The 16,867-nt window shown below is 31.8% G+C and carries 15 protein-coding genes; 8 read left to right on the top strand and 7 right to left on the bottom strand.

The window, feature by feature from the left end:
• Positions 1-2 precede the first annotated feature (2 nt).
• The 3 genes from C7954_RS07065 (at position 3) to C7954_RS07055 (ending at position 4,412) form a co-directional block, all read left to right on the top strand.
• The gene (locus C7954_RS07065) at positions 3-1,073 is read left to right on the top strand and encodes a carbohydrate ABC transporter permease (protein WP_089716896.1); all 1,071 of its coding nucleotides are present in this window, start codon (positions 3-5) and stop codon (positions 1,071-1,073) included.
• Entirely contained in the window at positions 1,070-1,936 is an 867-nt protein-coding gene (locus C7954_RS07060; protein WP_073157849.1) for a carbohydrate ABC transporter permease, read from the top strand. The genes C7954_RS07065 and C7954_RS07060 overlap by 4 nt, the downstream gene beginning before the upstream one ends.
• Before the next feature lie 169 nt (positions 1,937-2,105).
• Entirely contained in the window at positions 2,106-4,412 is a 2,307-nt protein-coding gene (locus C7954_RS07055) for a glycosyl hydrolase family 65 domain-containing protein (RefSeq protein ID WP_134059269.1), read from the top strand.
• A gap of 83 nt (positions 4,413-4,495) precedes the next feature.
• Here the strand turns inward: C7954_RS07055 and C7954_RS07050 are convergent, their stop codons facing one another.
• The 4 genes from C7954_RS07050 to C7954_RS07035 all read right to left on the bottom strand — a co-directional run bounded on the left by C7954_RS07050 (position 4,496) and on the right by C7954_RS07035 (position 8,009).
• A complete protein-coding gene (locus tag C7954_RS07050; RefSeq protein ID WP_073157843.1) occupies positions 4,496-5,293 on the bottom strand; it encodes an ABC transporter ATP-binding protein in 798 nt (265 codons plus the stop codon).
• 7 nt (positions 5,294-5,300) lie between these two features.
• Entirely contained in the window at positions 5,301-6,167 is an 867-nt protein-coding gene (locus C7954_RS07045; protein ID WP_089716898.1) for an ABC transporter permease, read from the bottom strand.
• A 53-nt stretch (positions 6,168-6,220) separates the two neighbouring features.
• Positions 6,221-7,201, bottom strand: coding sequence for an ABC transporter substrate-binding protein (locus C7954_RS07040; RefSeq protein ID WP_134059266.1), 981 nt, complete (start codon positions 7,199-7,201; stop codon positions 6,221-6,223).
• 382 nt (positions 7,202-7,583) lie between these two features.
• A complete protein-coding gene (locus C7954_RS07035) occupies positions 7,584-8,009 on the bottom strand; it encodes a HutP family protein (protein ID WP_089716899.1) in 426 nt (141 codons plus the stop codon).
• A gap of 364 nt (positions 8,010-8,373) precedes the next feature.
• Between C7954_RS07035 and C7954_RS07030 the strand changes: the two genes are divergently transcribed.
• Positions 8,374-8,865 (top strand): manganese efflux pump MntP, encoded by a 492-nt coding sequence (locus tag C7954_RS07030; protein WP_243833657.1) that lies wholly within the window; start codon positions 8,374-8,376, stop codon positions 8,863-8,865.
• Between the two features lie 137 nt (positions 8,866-9,002).
• Here C7954_RS07030 and rlmD read toward each other — a convergent pair whose 3' ends face one another.
• Complete coding sequence (rlmD, locus tag C7954_RS07025) at positions 9,003-10,163, bottom strand: 23S rRNA (uracil(1939)-C(5))-methyltransferase RlmD (protein ID WP_243833656.1); 1,161 nt, start codon at positions 10,161-10,163, stop codon at positions 9,003-9,005.
• 45 nt (positions 10,164-10,208) lie between these two features.
• Positions 10,209-11,534: a sodium-dependent transporter gene (locus C7954_RS07020; RefSeq protein WP_089716902.1), complete on the bottom strand. Its 1,326-nt coding sequence runs from the start codon at positions 11,532-11,534 to the stop codon at positions 10,209-10,211.
• Positions 11,535-11,964: 430 nt separating this feature from the next.
• Between C7954_RS07020 and C7954_RS07015 the strand changes: the two genes are divergently transcribed.
• Both C7954_RS07015 and C7954_RS07010 read left to right on the top strand, forming a co-directional pair.
• The gene (locus C7954_RS07015) at positions 11,965-13,440 is read left to right on the top strand and encodes a sodium-dependent transporter (RefSeq protein WP_089716903.1); all 1,476 of its coding nucleotides are present in this window, start codon (positions 11,965-11,967) and stop codon (positions 13,438-13,440) included.
• Positions 13,441-13,551: 111 nt separating this feature from the next.
• Complete coding sequence (locus tag C7954_RS07010) at positions 13,552-14,052, top strand: nitroreductase family protein (RefSeq protein WP_073157822.1); 501 nt, start codon at positions 13,552-13,554, stop codon at positions 14,050-14,052.
• 178 nt (positions 14,053-14,230) lie between these two features.
• On the opposite strand, the gene mnmH is transcribed toward C7954_RS07010, so the two are convergent.
• On the bottom strand, positions 14,231-15,292 hold the full coding sequence (gene mnmH / locus C7954_RS07005; RefSeq protein WP_089655856.1) for a tRNA 2-selenouridine(34) synthase MnmH: 1,062 nt from the start codon (positions 15,290-15,292) through the stop codon (positions 14,231-14,233).
• 257 nt (positions 15,293-15,549) lie between these two features.
• Between mnmH and C7954_RS07000 the strand changes: the two genes are divergently transcribed.
• A complete protein-coding gene (locus C7954_RS07000; RefSeq protein ID WP_089655855.1) occupies positions 15,550-16,395 on the top strand; it encodes an Mrp/NBP35 family ATP-binding protein in 846 nt (281 codons plus the stop codon).
• Between the two features lie 111 nt (positions 16,396-16,506).
• Entirely contained in the window at positions 16,507-16,866 is a 360-nt protein-coding gene (locus C7954_RS06995) for a NifB/NifX family molybdenum-iron cluster-binding protein (RefSeq protein ID WP_073157814.1), read from the top strand.
• The last annotated feature ends 1 nt before the right edge of the window (position 16,867 follow it).

Genomic DNA, 16,867 nt, shown 5'->3' with positions numbered 1-16,867 from the left:
TAATGTCAAATAGTAATTCATCAAATCTGGCAAAAGAAGAACAAAAATTGGCTTTTAAATTATTAATACCAGCATTCTTAATTTTAATCATAATTGCTTTATATCCTCTGGGTCAAGTATTTTATACCAGTTTTACTGATAAAGAATTTGCTTCAAGCAAAGAGACTAGTTTTGTTGGTTTAGATAACTATAAAGCACTTTTATCAGTTTCTGTTAAAGAATTAGAACCTATAATTGATGAAGAAACTGGTGAGCAGGTAGTTGATGAGAGAACCGGAGAAAAGCAATTTCAAAGACCGATAAGAGTTTTACCAAGAGACCCTTATTTATATCGACCATCATTTGAGTTCAGTTTTTTTGGTAATCGATATGTGGTGGGTGCCCGGACTCCAGATTTTATTAGATCTGTCTGGAATACGTTAATCTTCACACTATTTTCGGTGTTTTTTGAGACAGTCCTTGGTTTAATAGTTGCATTGGTTGTTAATAGTGAGTTTAAAGGTAGAGGTGCTATGAGGGCTGTAATGTTAGTTCCCTGGGCCGTAATCACAGTTGTTTCTGCCAGAATGTGGGAATGGATGTTTGAGCCAACAAGGGCAGGTTTATTTAATATGTTAGGAGACAGGTTTGGTTTAATTGAAACCAGTTATTCATTTTTAAGTAATAATTCTTTACAGCTTCCAGCAATTATAGCGGTTGATGTTTGGAAAACTACACCATTCATGGCTCTTTTAATTCTTGCTGGGTTACAGCTGATTCCAAATGAATTATATGAAGCAGCAGAAATGGATGGAGCTAGTAAATTTAGACAGTTTTTTAATATTACTTTACCATTATTGAAACCATCACTGGCAGTTGCTTTGATTTTTAGAACATTAGATGCTTTAAGAGTATTTGATGTGTTCCAGGTGATGCTGTCACAGAAAAGATATTCAATGGCCAGTTTTAACTATTTTCAATTAATTCAGGCCAGGCAGATGGGAATGGCATCAGCAATTGGAGTTATAATTTTCATTATAATCTTTGGTTTTGCTGTCCTTTATATGAAATCCTTAGGAGTTGATACAGAATGACAAGAGATCAGAAAAAAATATTTAAAAAGATCTTATTCTATCTTGTGCTGGCAGTAATTGTTATATACTTGTTATTTCCATTTTACTGGGCAATTTCTTCTTCTTTAAAGTCAGAAGCACAGTTAAGCATGACTCCAGCAACTTTAATTCCTAGAGACCCTGATACAGGTGAAATTTCATTTTTTACTAGAAATTATAGAGCTATATTTTCTAATGGTGGTTTTGTTAGAGGTTTAATTAACAGTACTATAGTAGCAACTTCAACTACAATCTTAGCTCTTTTAACAGGATCATTTGCAGCTTTTGCCTTAGGAAAACTGCGATTTAAAGGTAAAACGCCCGCATTATACACAATTTTAGCAATGACAATGTTTCCTCAGGTCACAGTTTTATCCGGATTATATGCAGTAATCAATGCTTTAAATTTAAGTGCCAGGGTAAGTATGATTTTTACATATCTATTATTTACTCTGCCATTTACAACCTGGGTCCTGACCTCTTTCTTTAGAGATTTACCAGATGAGATTATGCAGTCAGCTCAGGTGGATGGTGCAACTCCATTTCAGACTTTCCATATGATACTGCTGCCGCTTACTGCACCTGCTTTAGTTACAACAGGTCTACTTTCATTTATTCAGGCCTGGAATGAATACCTTTTTGCTTTAACATTTACATCAATTGATCCAAGTTCTAGGACTGTACCGGTAGCTATTCAATTTTTCTCAGGGGAATTTGCCCGTCAGGAACCATTTGGAGAAATTATGGCAGCTGCAGTTATGGTTACAATTCCAATTGTAGTTTTAGTTTTAATATTCCAGAAACGTATTGTAGCTGGATTGACTGCTGGAGCTGTAAAAGGATAAGTTTAGATTTAAGGTTTAATTAGTCTAATTGAAATTAAATATAACTATATAAAATAATAAACTGATTAGATAATAGAGAAAATCAGGCCATCAGGATTATAGTGAAACTATAATTGGGTGGCCTAATTTCTTTATGTAAATTTTAGATTAACTTGAGGGAGGTATAAATTTGAATTATAATAATTTTTTTGAAATTAAAGATGGGTGGAATTTACAAATAAAAGAATTAAAAGAAGATCAGTTAGTTCATTACGGTAGTAATTTATTATGTGGTAACGGATATCTTGGTTATCGTGGAACCTTAGAAGAATGGGGTAAGGAACAGTACCAGGCCTGTGTTATAACTGATACTTATGATATGGCAGATGGTAAATGGAGAGAATTGTCTAATTCACCAAATGCACTGACAACAAAAGTTACGGTTAATGGGAAAGATTTTGGAGATTATCCTAAAGAAGATAGAATAACTACAGAATTGGATTTTAATTATAAATATGGAATTTTCAAAAGAATATCACAGTCTAAATTAGAAAGTGATTTTGAAATAGTTTCAGAAAGATTTGCTTCTTATGATAATCTACATTTAATAGCAAATAAATATCAAATAAATAATTTAGACAAAAAAGAAATAAAACTAAAAATTGGAATCAATGGCGACATCTGGGATTTAAATGGATGTCATCTTGAAAACTTTACTGGGGAGTATGATTCTAATAAAAATATTGTATATTTAAAAGCAAATACAGTAGAGAGTAAAATTACCTTAGTTACAGCTTTATCCTTTGAATTTAAAAAAGGTAAAATTAAAAATTTGAAAGTTGAAAATGAAGAAAAGTCGATTTATTTATTGATTAAGGCTGAAGCTGAATCAGAAAAAATAGAAATGGAAAGAAACATGATTGTCTATTCTAGTAATGATCTAAATGGTCCACTAAAAGCTGCCTTAAATGATGCTGAGTCAGCATTAAAAATAGGTTATGATGAGCTAAAAGAAAAACATCAAGCAGTTTGGGATAAAAAATGGAAACTGATGGATATCCAAATTAAAGGAAATCTTTTAGATCAGCTTGCAGTCAGATTTAATCTTTATCATAATATTATTGCAACCCCAGCTCATAGTGAACGTCTACCAATTGGTGCGCGTGGTTTGTCATGTCAAGCATATCAAGGATCAGCTTTTTGGGATCAAGAAATATTTAATTTACCTATGTTTTTATTTACAGAAACAGAAACAGCGAAAAATATTTTAAAATATAGATATCATACTTTAGATGGAGCTCGTCAAAAGGCTGAAGATTTAGGATATGCTGGTGCATTTTATGCCTGGATATCTGGAAAAAGTGGAAAGGAATTATGTCCATCATTTTTCTTTAAAGATGTAATTAGTGGTCGTAAAATTAGAAATCATTTTAATGATTGGCAGATTCATGTTTCTCCTGATATAAGCTATGCTATTTGGAAATATTATTTAGCAACAGAAGATATAGATTTTGTTGTTAACTATGGCTCAGAAATTTTATTTGAGGTTGCACGATTTCTAAACTCCAGAGTACACTATAATCAATTCAAAGATCAGTATGAGATCATTCGACTATTAGGTCCGGATGAATATCATGAAAATGTAGATAATAATGCCTTTACTAATTATCAGACACAGTTTGCTCTAAAAAAGGCACTTTATTTTTATTTTAAAATGGAAAATGAATATCCCGAAAAGCTGGAGGAAATTAAAGATAAAATTAACTTAAATGAATCTGAAATTACAGCTTGGCAGGAGATATCAGAAAAAATTTATTTACCACAGCCAGATCGGAGTAATTTAATTGAACAGTTTGATGGTTATTTTGAGCTTGAAGATACCACAGCAAAAGTACTGAATGATAGATTAATTGATAAAGCTGAATATTGGGGCTGGCCGAATGGAGTCGCTGTTTTCACTCAGGTAATTAAACAGGCTGATGTAATTCAGTTATTTACTTTACATGATATTTTTTCTGAGGAAGTACTTACAGCCAATTATGATTATTATGAGCCTAGAACCCAGCATGGTTCTTCTTTAAGTCCTTCCCAATATGCAGTTGTCGCTGCCAGACTGGGAAGAGCAGAAGAAGCTTATGATTATTTTAAAAAATCAGCCTTTATTGATTTAATGAGTACCAATAAAGCAGTTAGCGGAGGAACTTTTATTGGTGGTATTCATACAGCTGCTGCCGGAGGAATTTGGCAGTTGATAATTAATGGTTTTGCTGGTATGAAAATTGATAAAGCAGGTCTTTCATTTAAGCCAGTTCTCTGTCAGGAATGGGAAGAAATTCAATTCAAGCTGAACTATCAGAATAAAAAATTTGAAATTAGATTAAATCAAAATGAGTTTCAGTTAAAAACAGCTGCAGATAATAGTGAAGCACTAAAATTTAGTGTTTTTGAAAAAGAATATTTTTTGGATGCTGCTGCAGAAGTAAAAATAAAATTATAAATAATTGGCTGTGAATAGAATTTCATAATAATTATTAAGCATAGAAAAAGCTCCCTATAAAAATAGGGAGCTTTAGTAGCTTATTAAACAGATAACAACATGCGGTCATTATTAAATTGGCCACCATGCTTAATTTCAAACATTTTAAGCAGTTTTTCAATAGTAAGATCTTTCTTTTCTTCTGCTTTTATATCATAAATGATTTGACCACCATCCATCATTATTAAACGGTTACCCATTTTGATTGCATCTTCCATATTATGAGTAATCATTAGAGTTGTTATATTATTCTCATTAACTAATTCTACTGTAAGATTCTTAATTTTAATAGCTGTGGCAGGGTCTAAAGCTGCTGTATGCTCATCTAAAAGCAGCAGTCGAGGATTAGCAACCGTTGCCATTAAAAGTGTTAAAGCTTGTCTCTGACCTCCAGATAGAAGCTTAACTTTGGTAGTTAATCTTTTTTCTAAGCCTAAATCAATTTTTTCAAGATGTTTACGCATTATTTCTCTTTTATGTTTACTTAGTCCCCATCTTAAAGAGAGATTTCTAGATTTAGAAATTGCTAGCGAAAGATTTTCTTCAATAGTCATTTCAGGCGAAGTTCCCGCTAAAGGATTCTGAAAAACTCTTCCTATTTTTTGAGCACATTTATATTCAGATTTTTTTGTAATATTTTCATTATCTAAAATAACACTTCCGTTTTCAACTGGAAAAACTCCAGCGATAGAATTTAAAAGAGTGGATTTACCTGCTCCATTACTACCTACTATTGTGATGAAATCACCTTCGTTAACTGTTAAATCAATTTTATCAATGGCTACATTCTCGTTTGGAGTACCTTTATAAAAAATTTTTTCTAAATTTTTGACTTTCAGCATTTATTTATCACCTCAATGCTTTTTTTATTCTTGGAGTTGATAAGAAAATTATAACTAATATAGCTGTCAGTAATTTTAAATCTGAAGCAGCAAGCCCTAAATTTAATGCTATTGAAATACTAAATCTGTAAAGAATAGAACCTATAATTACACCAAGAGTGGCAATTATAATTGAACTATCTCCGATGACAACTTCACCAATAATTACTGAAGCTAATCCAGCTACAATTGTACCAACCCCCATATTAACATCTGCAAATCCTTGATATTGTCCAACAAGTGCACCTGACAGTGAGACTAATGCATTAGAAAGAATTAATCCTAACATTTTCATTGAATTTGTGCTGATTCCCATACTTCTTATCATTTGTGGATTATCTCCAGTAGCTCTTAGAGCAAATCCAATTTGAGTGTTTAAAAAAGCATCTAAGATTAATTTGACAGCAACTATTACTAAAATTAATAAAAGTAAATTATTCCAGGGATATGGAACTCCTAAATCTCTAATAAAAGAGAAAATTGTTCCCTTCCCGATAAGTGGAATATTGGGTCTACCCATAACTCTTAAATTAATTGAGTAAAGTGAAGTCATTGTCAATATTCCTGATAAAAGAGGAGCAATTTTTAATTTAGTATTTAAAAAACCGGTAATTGCTCCTGCCATTCCTCCAGCTGCAACCGCTGCAGCTAATGTGACAAAAGGATTAACCCCTGCTACTAACAATCTTGCTGAAACAGCAGCACCTAAAGGTAAACTGCCGTCGACTGTCAGATCAGCAAAATCGAGGATTCTAAAAGATATAAAGACACCTAATGCCATAATACCAAAGGCAAGGCCCTGTTCTAACGACGTAATTGCAAAACTTAGATTCATAACACACCTCACACCATTTCTAAACTAAATATTTTATTAAATTGTTAAAAAATCTACTCTTGGGTTATTTCTTCATAAATAACATTTGCTCTATCTAAAACAGCTGCTGGAATTTCTAAATCTAAATTATCCGCAGCTTTTGTATTAAGATACAGTTTTAATTCTTTTGAAGATTCCACAGGCATTTCTGAAGGGTCAGCCCCATTTAAGACTCTTGCTGCCATTTTACCAGTTTGAATACCAAGCAGCTTATAATCTATTCCTAAAGTAGCAACTGCTCCCTGTCTAACCTGACCGTTTTCTGAAGCGAATACAGGTATTTTATTTTGATTAGTAATTTGTAGGACAGAGGGCAAAGCTGAAACTATAATATTATCTGTAGGTACATAAACTGCATCTATATCTCCAACTAAAGAAGAAGCTGCAAGACTTACTTCACTGCTGTTGCTTACAGTTGCTTCGTGTAATTTAATTCCCATTGCTTTAGCTGTTTCTTTAACGATATCTACCTGAACAACAGAATTAACCTCTCCTGGATTATAAAGAACACCTAAGTCTTTGATTTCTGGAATGAATTCTTTAATCAATTCAATCTGCTGAGCCACAGGATTCATATCTGTGGTTCCAGTTAAATTACCGCCTGGTTTTTCCATGCTGTCAACAATTCCAGCTTCAACTGGATCGGTAACAGCTGTAAATAAGACAGGAGTTTCTGTAATAACATTTGCAGCTGCCTGAGCATTTGGTGTTGCAATCGCTAAGATCAGATCAAGATCATTACTTCTAAACTGTTGAGCAATTGATTGAGCAGTAGCAAAATCAGCCTGTGCGTTTTGTTCAATAAACTCAATTTTTTCTTCATTAAAACCAGCTTCTACTAAGCCCTGAATAAAACCTTCTCTAGCTGAATCTAAAGCGGGATGCTCAACAAATTGTGAAATACCTATTTTATATTCTTGAGCTCCAACAGTCAAACCAGCAGTCAAAATAAACACCAACGTTAAAATAAATAAAACTAAAAAGTTATTTTTCATTATTTTATTCCCCTTTCTAACTGGTAGTGGGAATAAGAACAAAATGTCCTTCGGACAATCTGTAATATAGTAAGGTTAAATTTTGTTGATAGCGGAAATTATGAAACTATAAATATTATCCACAACAAACCATCAGGTATAATTTCCTAGCTAATAAAAAAACACTCCAGCTGGAGTGTTAAAATGCTTAAAGCTTTTTTGTTTAAAATTAGATATAAAAATCCCTTGTTTAAACAAAAGCTTAAGCTTTCCTACAAATTTCTCCTACCGTATTACCATGCTACCAGTTATTCGATTTTCTTTATTATACTATTATAATTATCCCTTTGTCAACTTTATTTGGATAAGGTAAAAATAGTGAAGTTGAAGATTATAAATTAAGTTAGCTTTTTTGATTATCCAATAAAGATCGATGGCTTAAGCCAACAGTTACCTCATTTAAATTGAACATACCAACACCAAAAAAGACAGCGACAACTATGTGTTCACCACTTCTAGCAACTCCAATTTTTCCACCAACGTTTAACCCCATAGTTCTGGGCATTATTTGAGCTAAGGCATCATGTGCTGCTCCAGCAACTGCTCCTTGGGCCACATGAGAATTGTCGATTATATTTTCGCGTTTTGCTGCAATTACTGCTCTTTCTATAATTTCAGGAACTGATTTATTAAATTCACCACCAAAATCAACAGCAGCAGTATTTATTTCATTAGCTGCAAATTCTTTCTTTAATACCTTTTCTTCACTTCTGCTAGAAATAGACATTTTAATAGCTGCTTTAGCAGTTTCAAGACTGTTATGTTCCATAATTATTCCTCCTCTGGAATTTATATTTTAATTATAGCAGAGATTTTTAGTAAAGTGAAATAACTAAATAGTTTTATAACCAACTTAATGCATTAAGTTGGTTATAAAAGTTTTGACTATTTAAAGCATTTATATTTGACTGCATATCATTGCATATCAAAGCTATATATTTTATAATATTAATAAATCTAGTGAACCTTACCATCCAATGCATAACTTGAGTGGGATATTCTTGGCAGTTTTAAATAAAAAACTAAAAAAAGATACTTAATTATTAAAAATAAATATTGTAATACTGGAGGGGTTTAAAATAAATATTTTATTAGTTGCTTTTGCTCTGGGCTTAGATGCTGCAGGAGTAACAATGGCAGTTGGGTGCGGTAAACCAACAAATTTAATAGAAAAATCTAAAGTTATTTTTTCTTTTGGATTTTTTCAATTCTTATTTGCTTTAATTGGAGGCTTAGGTGGTAATTTTATTGATCAATATTTTTTTACTATTTCTAATTATTTTAGTGGTGCTGTAATTTTTATTCTGGGAATTTTTCTGATTCGTGAGGGATATAAAAATGAAGAGGAGTGTATCTATACAAATTTAAATTTATGGGGTGTTATTGTTTTAGGTGTTAGTGTGAGTATTGATGCACTGGGAGCTGGTTTTTCACTGCTTTTTAATTTAAAATTATTATTAATTTTTCAAGATTCTATAATAATTGGTTTAGTAGCCTCTCTTATGACTGTATTTGCTTTTATCATTATTAATTATATTAAACATATTGCTTTAGTAGAAAAGTATTCTAATTATATAGGTGGAGCAATTTTACTAATTTTGGGTGTTAATACTATTTTTATGTGAGATTAAATAATAAAAAATTAATGAACTAGCCCTGCAGTTGTTTTTAAATAAATACAGGGCTAGCTTTTAACTCTTAGTAAGTTGTTTAAAGATTATTTTATATACTAACTATATTTTGAGCAATTTTGATTTGAATATCAAACTTTTTTTAATAATGTTATAACCTCTAAATGTTTAGTATGAGGAAACATGTCAATAGCCTTGAATTTTTCTAATTGATAATTGTGGATTTTGAGTTCTTTTAAATCTCTGGCTAAACTTTTAGGATTACAGGAAATATATAGAATCTCATTTGCGTTGACAGAAGCTATTTTTGCTAGAGCTTTAGGGTTAATTCCTGGACGAGGTGGATCTATAATTATTAAATTAGCTTTTTCGTCAATATTTTGGATTTCCTCTAACACGTCTCCAGCTATATATTTTGTGTTTTTTACATTATTTAGCTCAGCATTTTCAGCTGCTCTTTCAGCAGCTTCTTTATCAATTTCAATTCCATATATTTGATCAGCATTATTAGCAATACTTTGTGAAATAGTACCTGCACCACAATAGAGATCATAAACTATCTTGTTTTTGGCACTACCTATATATTTTTTAGCTTCAGAATACAACAATTCCGCTCCCTTAGTGTTAGTTTGGAAAAATGAGAGAGAATCTATTTTAAATTTATAATCTAAAAGCTGATCATAAAAATAATTTCTGCCGTGATAAATTTTCATTTCATCACAGCTTACCTGATCTGAAAAATCATCATTAATTGTTTGGATAAATCCTACTAGTTCTCCTTTTAGGCTCAAGTTTTTTAATTGATTAGCTAAAGGAGTAAAGTCATGGTCAACCTGGCTTGTTGTAATTAGATTAGCAATAACTTCCCCGGTATTAATTCCTTTGCGAATAACTAGGTTTCGTAAAAAACCTTCTCTTAATTTAATATGATATTTCTTGAATTGATTTTTCCGACAATATTTCAAAATAGTACTCAAAATTTTTCTAAAATCCTGGTCAACAAGTTGGCATTGATCTACAGTTATCACGTCAAATCTTCTGCCGCGAGGATGCATTCCTAACTGCAGTTTTCCATCTTTTTTTAAATCGCCAAAACTGAACTCCATATTATTTCGATATTCATAAATTTCTGGACTTGCTAAAATACCTTCAAAATCATCAGTCTTTACTTTTTTTTCATTAAAAACTTCTATTAACATTTCTTTTTTGTCTTTTAGCTGTTTCGGATAAAGGATTTTTTGAGTTGAACAACCCCCGCAACGATCATAATGAACACATATTTCTTCAGTCATCTGCAAAATTGAACCTCCTATAGATTTTACTTTCATAAAAATTAATTAGATTGTTTGATAAATTGTAAAAAGCATAATAAATAATACAGCTGCTGGAACTATATATTTTAATAATAAAGAATAAATACTGCCAATATGAAAGCGGCTATTTTTATTGGCTTCTTTAATGGCATTACTGCTTCCCCAAATGTGGCCGACAAAAATAGATGTTAAAATGCCACCTGTTGGTAAGAAAATCGAATTGGAAAACCAATCATAGGTATCAAGTACATTCATTCCTAAAAAGCTAAAATTAGAAAAAGAACTATATCCCAATAATGGAGGAATACCAACTAAAAAGATGAGAAAACCTATTAAATAAGAGGCTTTTTTTCTATTCCAATTATGTTCATCAACTAAAAATGCAACCACAACTTCCAACATAGAAATTGAAGACGTTAGAGCAGCAATTGTCAGCAGCAGAAAAAATATCAAAGAAAAAAATGTCCCAAATGGCATTTGAGTAAAAACAGCTGGTAAGGTAATGAAGGTTAGTCCAGGTCCAGAAGCTGGATCAAGTCCAAAGGCAAAAACTGCAGGGAAAATAGCAAATCCTGCCAGCAATGCAACGGCTGTATCAAAAACCAAAACATAGGCAGCACTTTCATTAATACTTTCCTTATCACTCAAATAACTACCATAAGTGATAATTGCTCCCATTCCTAAACTTAAGGTGAAAAATGCCTGTGAAATAGCATCAGTAAAAGTCTGGAAACTAATTGCTGAAAAATCTGGTTTTAAATAAAAAATTAGTCCAGCAGCAGAACCCTCAAGTGTTACAGAGCGGATGATCAGTAAGAATATAATCCCAAATAAAATTGGCATTAAAATTTTAACTATTTTTTGAATTCCATTAACTATACCAGCACCAATTACGGCAATAGTCAGGAACATAAAAACTCCGTGCCATAAAATCGGTTCGGTTAAACTACTAATATGGGAACTAAAAATTTGAGGAAAGTTGCTGTCAACATTAAATGTTAAAGATTTGAAAATATAAGACATCCCCCAACCTGCTACAACAGAATAATAGCTTAAAATAACAAAGCCAGATAAAACTCCTAAAGCTCCAACAAGATACCAAGATGTGTTAGGAGCCAGACTTTTAAAAGCTCCAATAGGATTTTTAGCAGTTTTTCTCCCTAAAGACATTTCAGATACTAAAATAGGATAACCAATAAATAAAATTGCAGCTAAATAAATTAAAATAAAAATTGCGCCTCCATTTGTACCAGTTACAAAAGGAAAACGCCAAATATTACCTAAACCAATTGCGGACCCAGAAGCGGCAAGAATAAAACCTAATCTGGAAGTCCAATTTTCTCTTTCCATAATTAATCCCCCCGTATAATATAGTTAGTGATATTGAATTTTATCACTAATTTAAATATAAATTTGCTTGTTTCTTTTAATTTTATATTTACTTTTTAATTTTATCATATTCAGCTCCAGGCATCAATTGCTAAATTTCAGTGTTTAACCTGAATATATTAGTAAATTCAAATACATTTATTTGATTTTTGTATTAAAAGCTGGAAATTGTTGAATTTATTTGTTATAATACATTCAACCTGATTAGAATAGTTGAGATAAGGATACAATCTTATATTGTAAGCAGTAAAAAAATATCAAGCAGTAAATTTAAGATTGTGATAATTAGTTTAGATTTTGGTATTTTAAGTATTTTAATTTTTAGCTGAGCTGAGCCAGATAGATCAGGTTAAAATAAAATGAGTAGAAAGAAGATAAGGAGGAAAGTAAAATGGAAGAGAATCGTGATCAATGGGGAAGTAGGCTTGGATTCATTTTAGCAACAATTGGTTCAGCTGTAGGATTAGGTAATATTTGGCGTTTTTCCTATCAGGCATATGAAAATGGTGGTGGAGCATTTTTATTCCCATATATATTTGCTCTTTTAACTGCTGGTTTACCTCTGTTATTGCTTGAAATGGGATTTGGATTTTTTACCAGAAATTCTGCTCCTAGTTCTTTTAGAAAAGTCAAAGAAAAGTTTGAGTGGATTGGCTGGTGGTCAGTATTAGTAGCTTTTGTAGTAACTGTCTATTATATTGTAATTATTGCTTGGAGTTTATTATTTGTTTTTGAATCATTTTCTTTGGGTTGGACTGCAGATCCTGAAGGCTTTTTCTTTGGAGAGTTCTTAGGATTTAGTGGTAGTGCATTTACTCTTGGGGGAATTCAGTGGCAAATTTTCTTTTCTTTATTAGCTGTTTGGCTGATAAACTATTTCATTATTGCTGGTGGAGTAGAAAAGGGAATTGAGAAAGCCAGTAAAATTTTTATGCCGCTTTTAGCATTAATGGTCTTAGTGATTGTAATTAGAGGTGTAACACTTCCAGGTGCAATGCAAGGTGTTAAAGCTTTTATCACACCAGATTTTTCTAAGATATTAGATTTTAATATCTGGGTTGGAGCTTATGGACAGATATTCTTTACCCTAAGTTTAGGTTTTGGGATTATGATAGCATATTCTAGTTATCTGCCGAAGAAATCGGATGTAGTAAAAAATGGTATCATTGCTGGGGTAGCAAACAGTGTATTTAGTATAGTTGTTGGTTTTGGTGTATTTGGAGTATTGGGATATATGGCACAGCAGCAGGGTGTAGGAATAGCTGATGTTGCAACATCTGGTATTGGACTTGCTTTTATTGCTTTTCCAAAGGCCATTAACCTACTTCCAGGAGCACCACAACTATTTGGTTTTGCCTTTTTCTTATCATTAACTATTGCTGGACTATCATCAAGTATTTCATTAATTGAGTCAGTGGTTTCATCACTAATTGATAACTTTAGTTTAAGCCGTAAAAAGGCTGTTACTTTAGTGTCAATTGCTGGTTTTGCACTTGGTGTTCCAATGGTTACTCAGGGTGGTTTAGCTATTTTAGATATTGTTGATCACTTTGTAAATATCTTTGGTTTGTTACTTGTAGGTTTAGTAGAAATGCTTGTATTAAGCTATGCATTTGACTTAGATACAATAAAAGATAATATGAATGAAAGTTCTGATCTGCATATGGGTAATGGTTGGAAAGTATTAATTAAATTTGTTGCACCAATCTTTATTGGTATCGGATTTGTTCAAAATACATTCTCTGAATTGTCTGCTGCTTATGGTGGTTATCCAGTAAGTGAACTTATTGTTTTTGGTTGGGTAGTTGTAGCATTATTGGTTGTATTTGCAGTTACAATTGCAAGAAAAAGTCAAAAGAGAATATAGTTTGACTTAATTTAATAAATTGATTTAAAAACCTCTGGTAATATTACCAGAGGTTTTTTGACTTCTTTTAATAAAAGATTATATAATGTTACTGGAAGGAGATGATAGGTAATGAAAGAGATATTTAAACGCAGAAGTATTAGAAAATATAAAGATAAAAAAGTTGAAAAAGAAAAAATAGAAAAATTGCTGAAGGCAGCTGTCGCAGCACCTTCAGCAGGTAATGAACAACCCTGGCATTTTGTAGTGATTAGAGACCGAAACATACTAAATCATTTAGCTGAGGTACATCCTTATGCAAAAATGTTGAAAGATGCTCCTTTGGCAGTAGCAGTTTGTGGAGACTTAAATAAGCAAAGACATGAAGGATTCTGGGTGCAGGATTGTGCAGCGGCTACCCAGAATATTTTATTGGAGGCTGTTGCTTTAGATTTGGGAGCGGTCTGGATTGGTGCTTATCCCAACGAAAAACGTGAAAAAGTAGTGAGTGAAACTTTAGGCGTTCCTGAAAACATAAAAACTGTATCTTTAATCTCTATTGGTTATCCAGCTGAGGAAAAAAGGGAAACAGATCGTTTAAGTAATGAGATAGTTCATTATGATAAATGGTAAAAATCAGAGGTGTTTTCTGACTCGTATTTTAATAAATATGAAAAACTGGTCTTAGGTGGCATAGTTTTAGAAAAATTACCATTGACAATGACTGAGCTGTTTAATTTATTAAAAAATGGAAACTATAATTTAATTCAAGCAGGAAAAATTAGTCTGAAATAGAATATCAGGTTTAAAGTTAATAAAGATTTATAATCTTTTGGGCAGCATTCTTGATATTTTCTGCGTTAATTTCAGCCCTATAGGTATTAATTTTATTCTGGGAATGTTCATACATGGGGTCATAATATTCTTCTAATAATATTTTGGTTAGTTCTTTGAATTCTGCTTTTTTTGCTAATTCTAAAAGTTTAAAATAAGAATCTTTCCCCGCTTTTTTTATAATATATTTTTTGATTGCTGTTAATGATTCTATAACTCTTTCAATAAAATTTTCTTGATTGTTTTTTATATCTTTTATATATTCTAGATAAATATTTTCTATCCTTTTTTCCATTGAAGCAGTTATTAATAAATTGTCGCCAGCTTTCATTGCTTGATTAAAAAAATCTGGAATGACCGAATGCCCCACTCTTCTGCTTTCAGCTTCAACAAATATTATTTCATTTTTCTTATCTTTAGATTCTAATTCCTGCCAGAGCAGTGACTCAAAATATTTTTGATTATATGGTTTGGCAAGACCAATGCTTCCGAAAGCTGATCCTCTGTGATTTGCTATCTGCTCTAAATCAATAATATTTGCACCTAGTTTTTCCATCTCTTTTAAAATATAAGTTTTACCAACTCCAGTATTGCCGTGTAGAACTGAAATTTTACCCTTAAATTTGTAGTTTTCCAATTTATCTATAATATAATGTCTGTAGCCTTTATAACCACTTTCCAATCTATAAACTTCAATCCCTGCTAAATCTGAAAACTCAGCCAGACTTTTACTCCTTAATCCGCCTCGCGAGCAAAAAATAATTAAATTATCATATTTTTGGTTAAGCTGATTAACTTCTGCAATCAAATCAGGAATTTTTGGCGACACTAACTCAACACCTTTTAATTTTGCCTTTTTGGGACTTTCCTGTTTATAAATTGTCCCAATGATTTTTCTTTCATTGTAGTTTAACAACTCTATATTAACGGCACCAGGAATAGTTGCCTCTAAATATTCTTCTTTTGTTCTTGCATCAATATAAATGCTGTTTTTTAAATCCAAACTTTCTTTATAACTTATGAATCTTTCTCTTCTCATTTAATTACACCCTTTAAATAAAATATTCTTAATCAGTTTATTTAATATTTATAAAATTAAATCATAATTTTAATAGTAAAAATTATGAATTTATAGCTTATTTAATATTTTATCTTAAATGAGAGTAAAATGAAAATATATAGCTAAAATAATTTTTTGTTTAGTGATTTGAGTACTTGAATTGAAAATAAAAAAGTGTTATAGTTAAAACAGTTAAATGAACAAATGACCATAATATATAATGAGGTGATTATTTAATGTATGAAGTTAAAGATAAGAAGGTTATCTTAGAACATGGTTCAATCAATAAAGGAATAATTGCAGTTGCTAGCGGTAAGGGTGGGGTAGGTAAATCTACTGTTACTGTAAATCTAGCTACGGCATTAGCCAAATTAGGATATAAAGTTGGGATTATTGATGCTGATGTAAGAGGTTTTAGTGTACCTAGGATTTTAGGTGTTGTTGATAAACCGAAAGCAGTGAGTGAAAAAGAAATCATTCCACCAGAAGTCAGAGGAATTAAAGCTATTTCGATGGGTTCTTTTGTTGGTGAAAATGAACCGGTTATTTGGAGAGCACCATTATTAACTGGAGCTTTAGAGCAGTTTTTTAAAGACATCCGCTGGGGAAAATTAGACTATATGTTAATTGATTTACCTCCCGGAACAGGAGACATGCCTTTAAATATTATGCAGAAAGTTCCTCATGCTGAAACTTTAGTTGTTACAACCCCACAGGTAACTGCAACTAAGGTAGCTGGTAGAATTGGTGCTATGGCTGAAAAAATGGACCATGAAATTTTGGGTGTTGTAGAGAATATGGCCTATTATAGATGTGAAGAATGCGGTCATAAGGATTATATTTTTGGTAAAGATGGTGGAAAAGATTTAGCAGACTTTATGGGAACTGAATTATTAGGTCAGTTACCTTTAATTTCTGAAGTTCGACGCCGCAGTGATTCAGGTAATCCAATTGTTTTTGATAAACCAGATTCTGAAATTTCACAGGAGTTTATTAAAATTGCTAAAATTATTGCTGAAAGAGAAGCCGGTTTTGACGAAGAAATTGAACCACTAAAGTTAAATATGGACGTTAATAAGTAGTGAAAACATGATTAAAACATCATTGGTACCTGGTACAAATAATCTTATTTGTACCAGGTACCAATGGAAGGTACCAATGGAAGTACTAATAAAAAATTGGGGGTTATTAAAATGAAAATAGTTATTCCTGCAGTTGAGATTGGTAGTTTTGAGACAGAAATTCACGAAAATTTTGGTAGAGCTAATTATTTTGCTTTAGTAGACACTGCAAATGATGAAATTGAATTTATTGATAATAGTGCTGCTGATCAAAGCAGTGGAGCTGGAGTTGGCGCAGCACAGTTATGTGCTGATAACGAAGCAGATATTGTTGCTGCTTATCACTTTGGACCCAAAGCATATAAAGCTCTAACAGCAGCTGGAATAAAAATTTTAGATTTAACTGATCAAAAATTAATTCAAGAAGCATATAATGATTATCAGGCAGGTAAATTAGCTGAGGCTGAAGCTGGCCCTGGAGGACATCATTAAA

Origin of the sequence: Halanaerobium congolense, assembly GCF_004366375.1 — a bacterium.
Lineage (GTDB): Bacteria > Bacillota > Halanaerobiia > Halanaerobiales > Halanaerobiaceae > Halanaerobium > Halanaerobium congolense.
This window is presented reverse-complemented; position numbering and strand designations above follow the sequence as displayed.

Coding starts and splice junctions, on each gene's coding strand:
- rlmD (WP_243833656.1), bottom strand. CDS start 10,163: ATGACTGAAGAAATATGTGTTCATTATGATCGTTGCGGGGGTTGTTCA.
- mnmH (WP_089655856.1), bottom strand. CDS start 15,292: ATGAGAAGAGAAAGATTCATAAGTTATAAAGAAAGTTTGGATTTAAAA.
- C7954_RS07010 (WP_073157822.1), top strand. CDS start 13,552: ATGAAAGAGATATTTAAACGCAGAAGTATTAGAAAATATAAAGATAAA.
- C7954_RS07050 (WP_073157843.1), bottom strand. CDS start 5,293: ATGCTGAAAGTCAAAAATTTAGAAAAAATTTTTTATAAAGGTACTCCA.
- C7954_RS07040 (WP_134059266.1), bottom strand. CDS start 7,201: ATGAAAAATAACTTTTTAGTTTTATTTATTTTAACGTTGGTGTTTATT.
- C7954_RS06995 (WP_073157814.1), top strand. CDS start 16,507: ATGAAAATAGTTATTCCTGCAGTTGAGATTGGTAGTTTTGAGACAGAA.
- C7954_RS07000 (WP_089655855.1), top strand. CDS start 15,550: ATGTATGAAGTTAAAGATAAGAAGGTTATCTTAGAACATGGTTCAATC.
- C7954_RS07015 (WP_089716903.1), top strand. CDS start 11,965: ATGGAAGAGAATCGTGATCAATGGGGAAGTAGGCTTGGATTCATTTTA.
- C7954_RS07020 (WP_089716902.1), bottom strand. CDS start 11,534: ATGGAAAGAGAAAATTGGACTTCCAGATTAGGTTTTATTCTTGCCGCT.
- C7954_RS07030 (WP_243833657.1), top strand. CDS start 8,374: ATGGCAGTTGGGTGCGGTAAACCAACAAATTTAATAGAAAAATCTAAA.
- C7954_RS07035 (WP_089716899.1), bottom strand. CDS start 8,009: ATGGAACATAACAGTCTTGAAACTGCTAAAGCAGCTATTAAAATGTCT.
- C7954_RS07045 (WP_089716898.1), bottom strand. CDS start 6,167: ATGAATCTAAGTTTTGCAATTACGTCGTTAGAACAGGGCCTTGCCTTT.
- C7954_RS07060 (WP_073157849.1), top strand. CDS start 1,070: ATGACAAGAGATCAGAAAAAAATATTTAAAAAGATCTTATTCTATCTT.
- C7954_RS07065 (WP_089716896.1), top strand. CDS start 3: ATGTCAAATAGTAATTCATCAAATCTGGCAAAAGAAGAACAAAAATTG.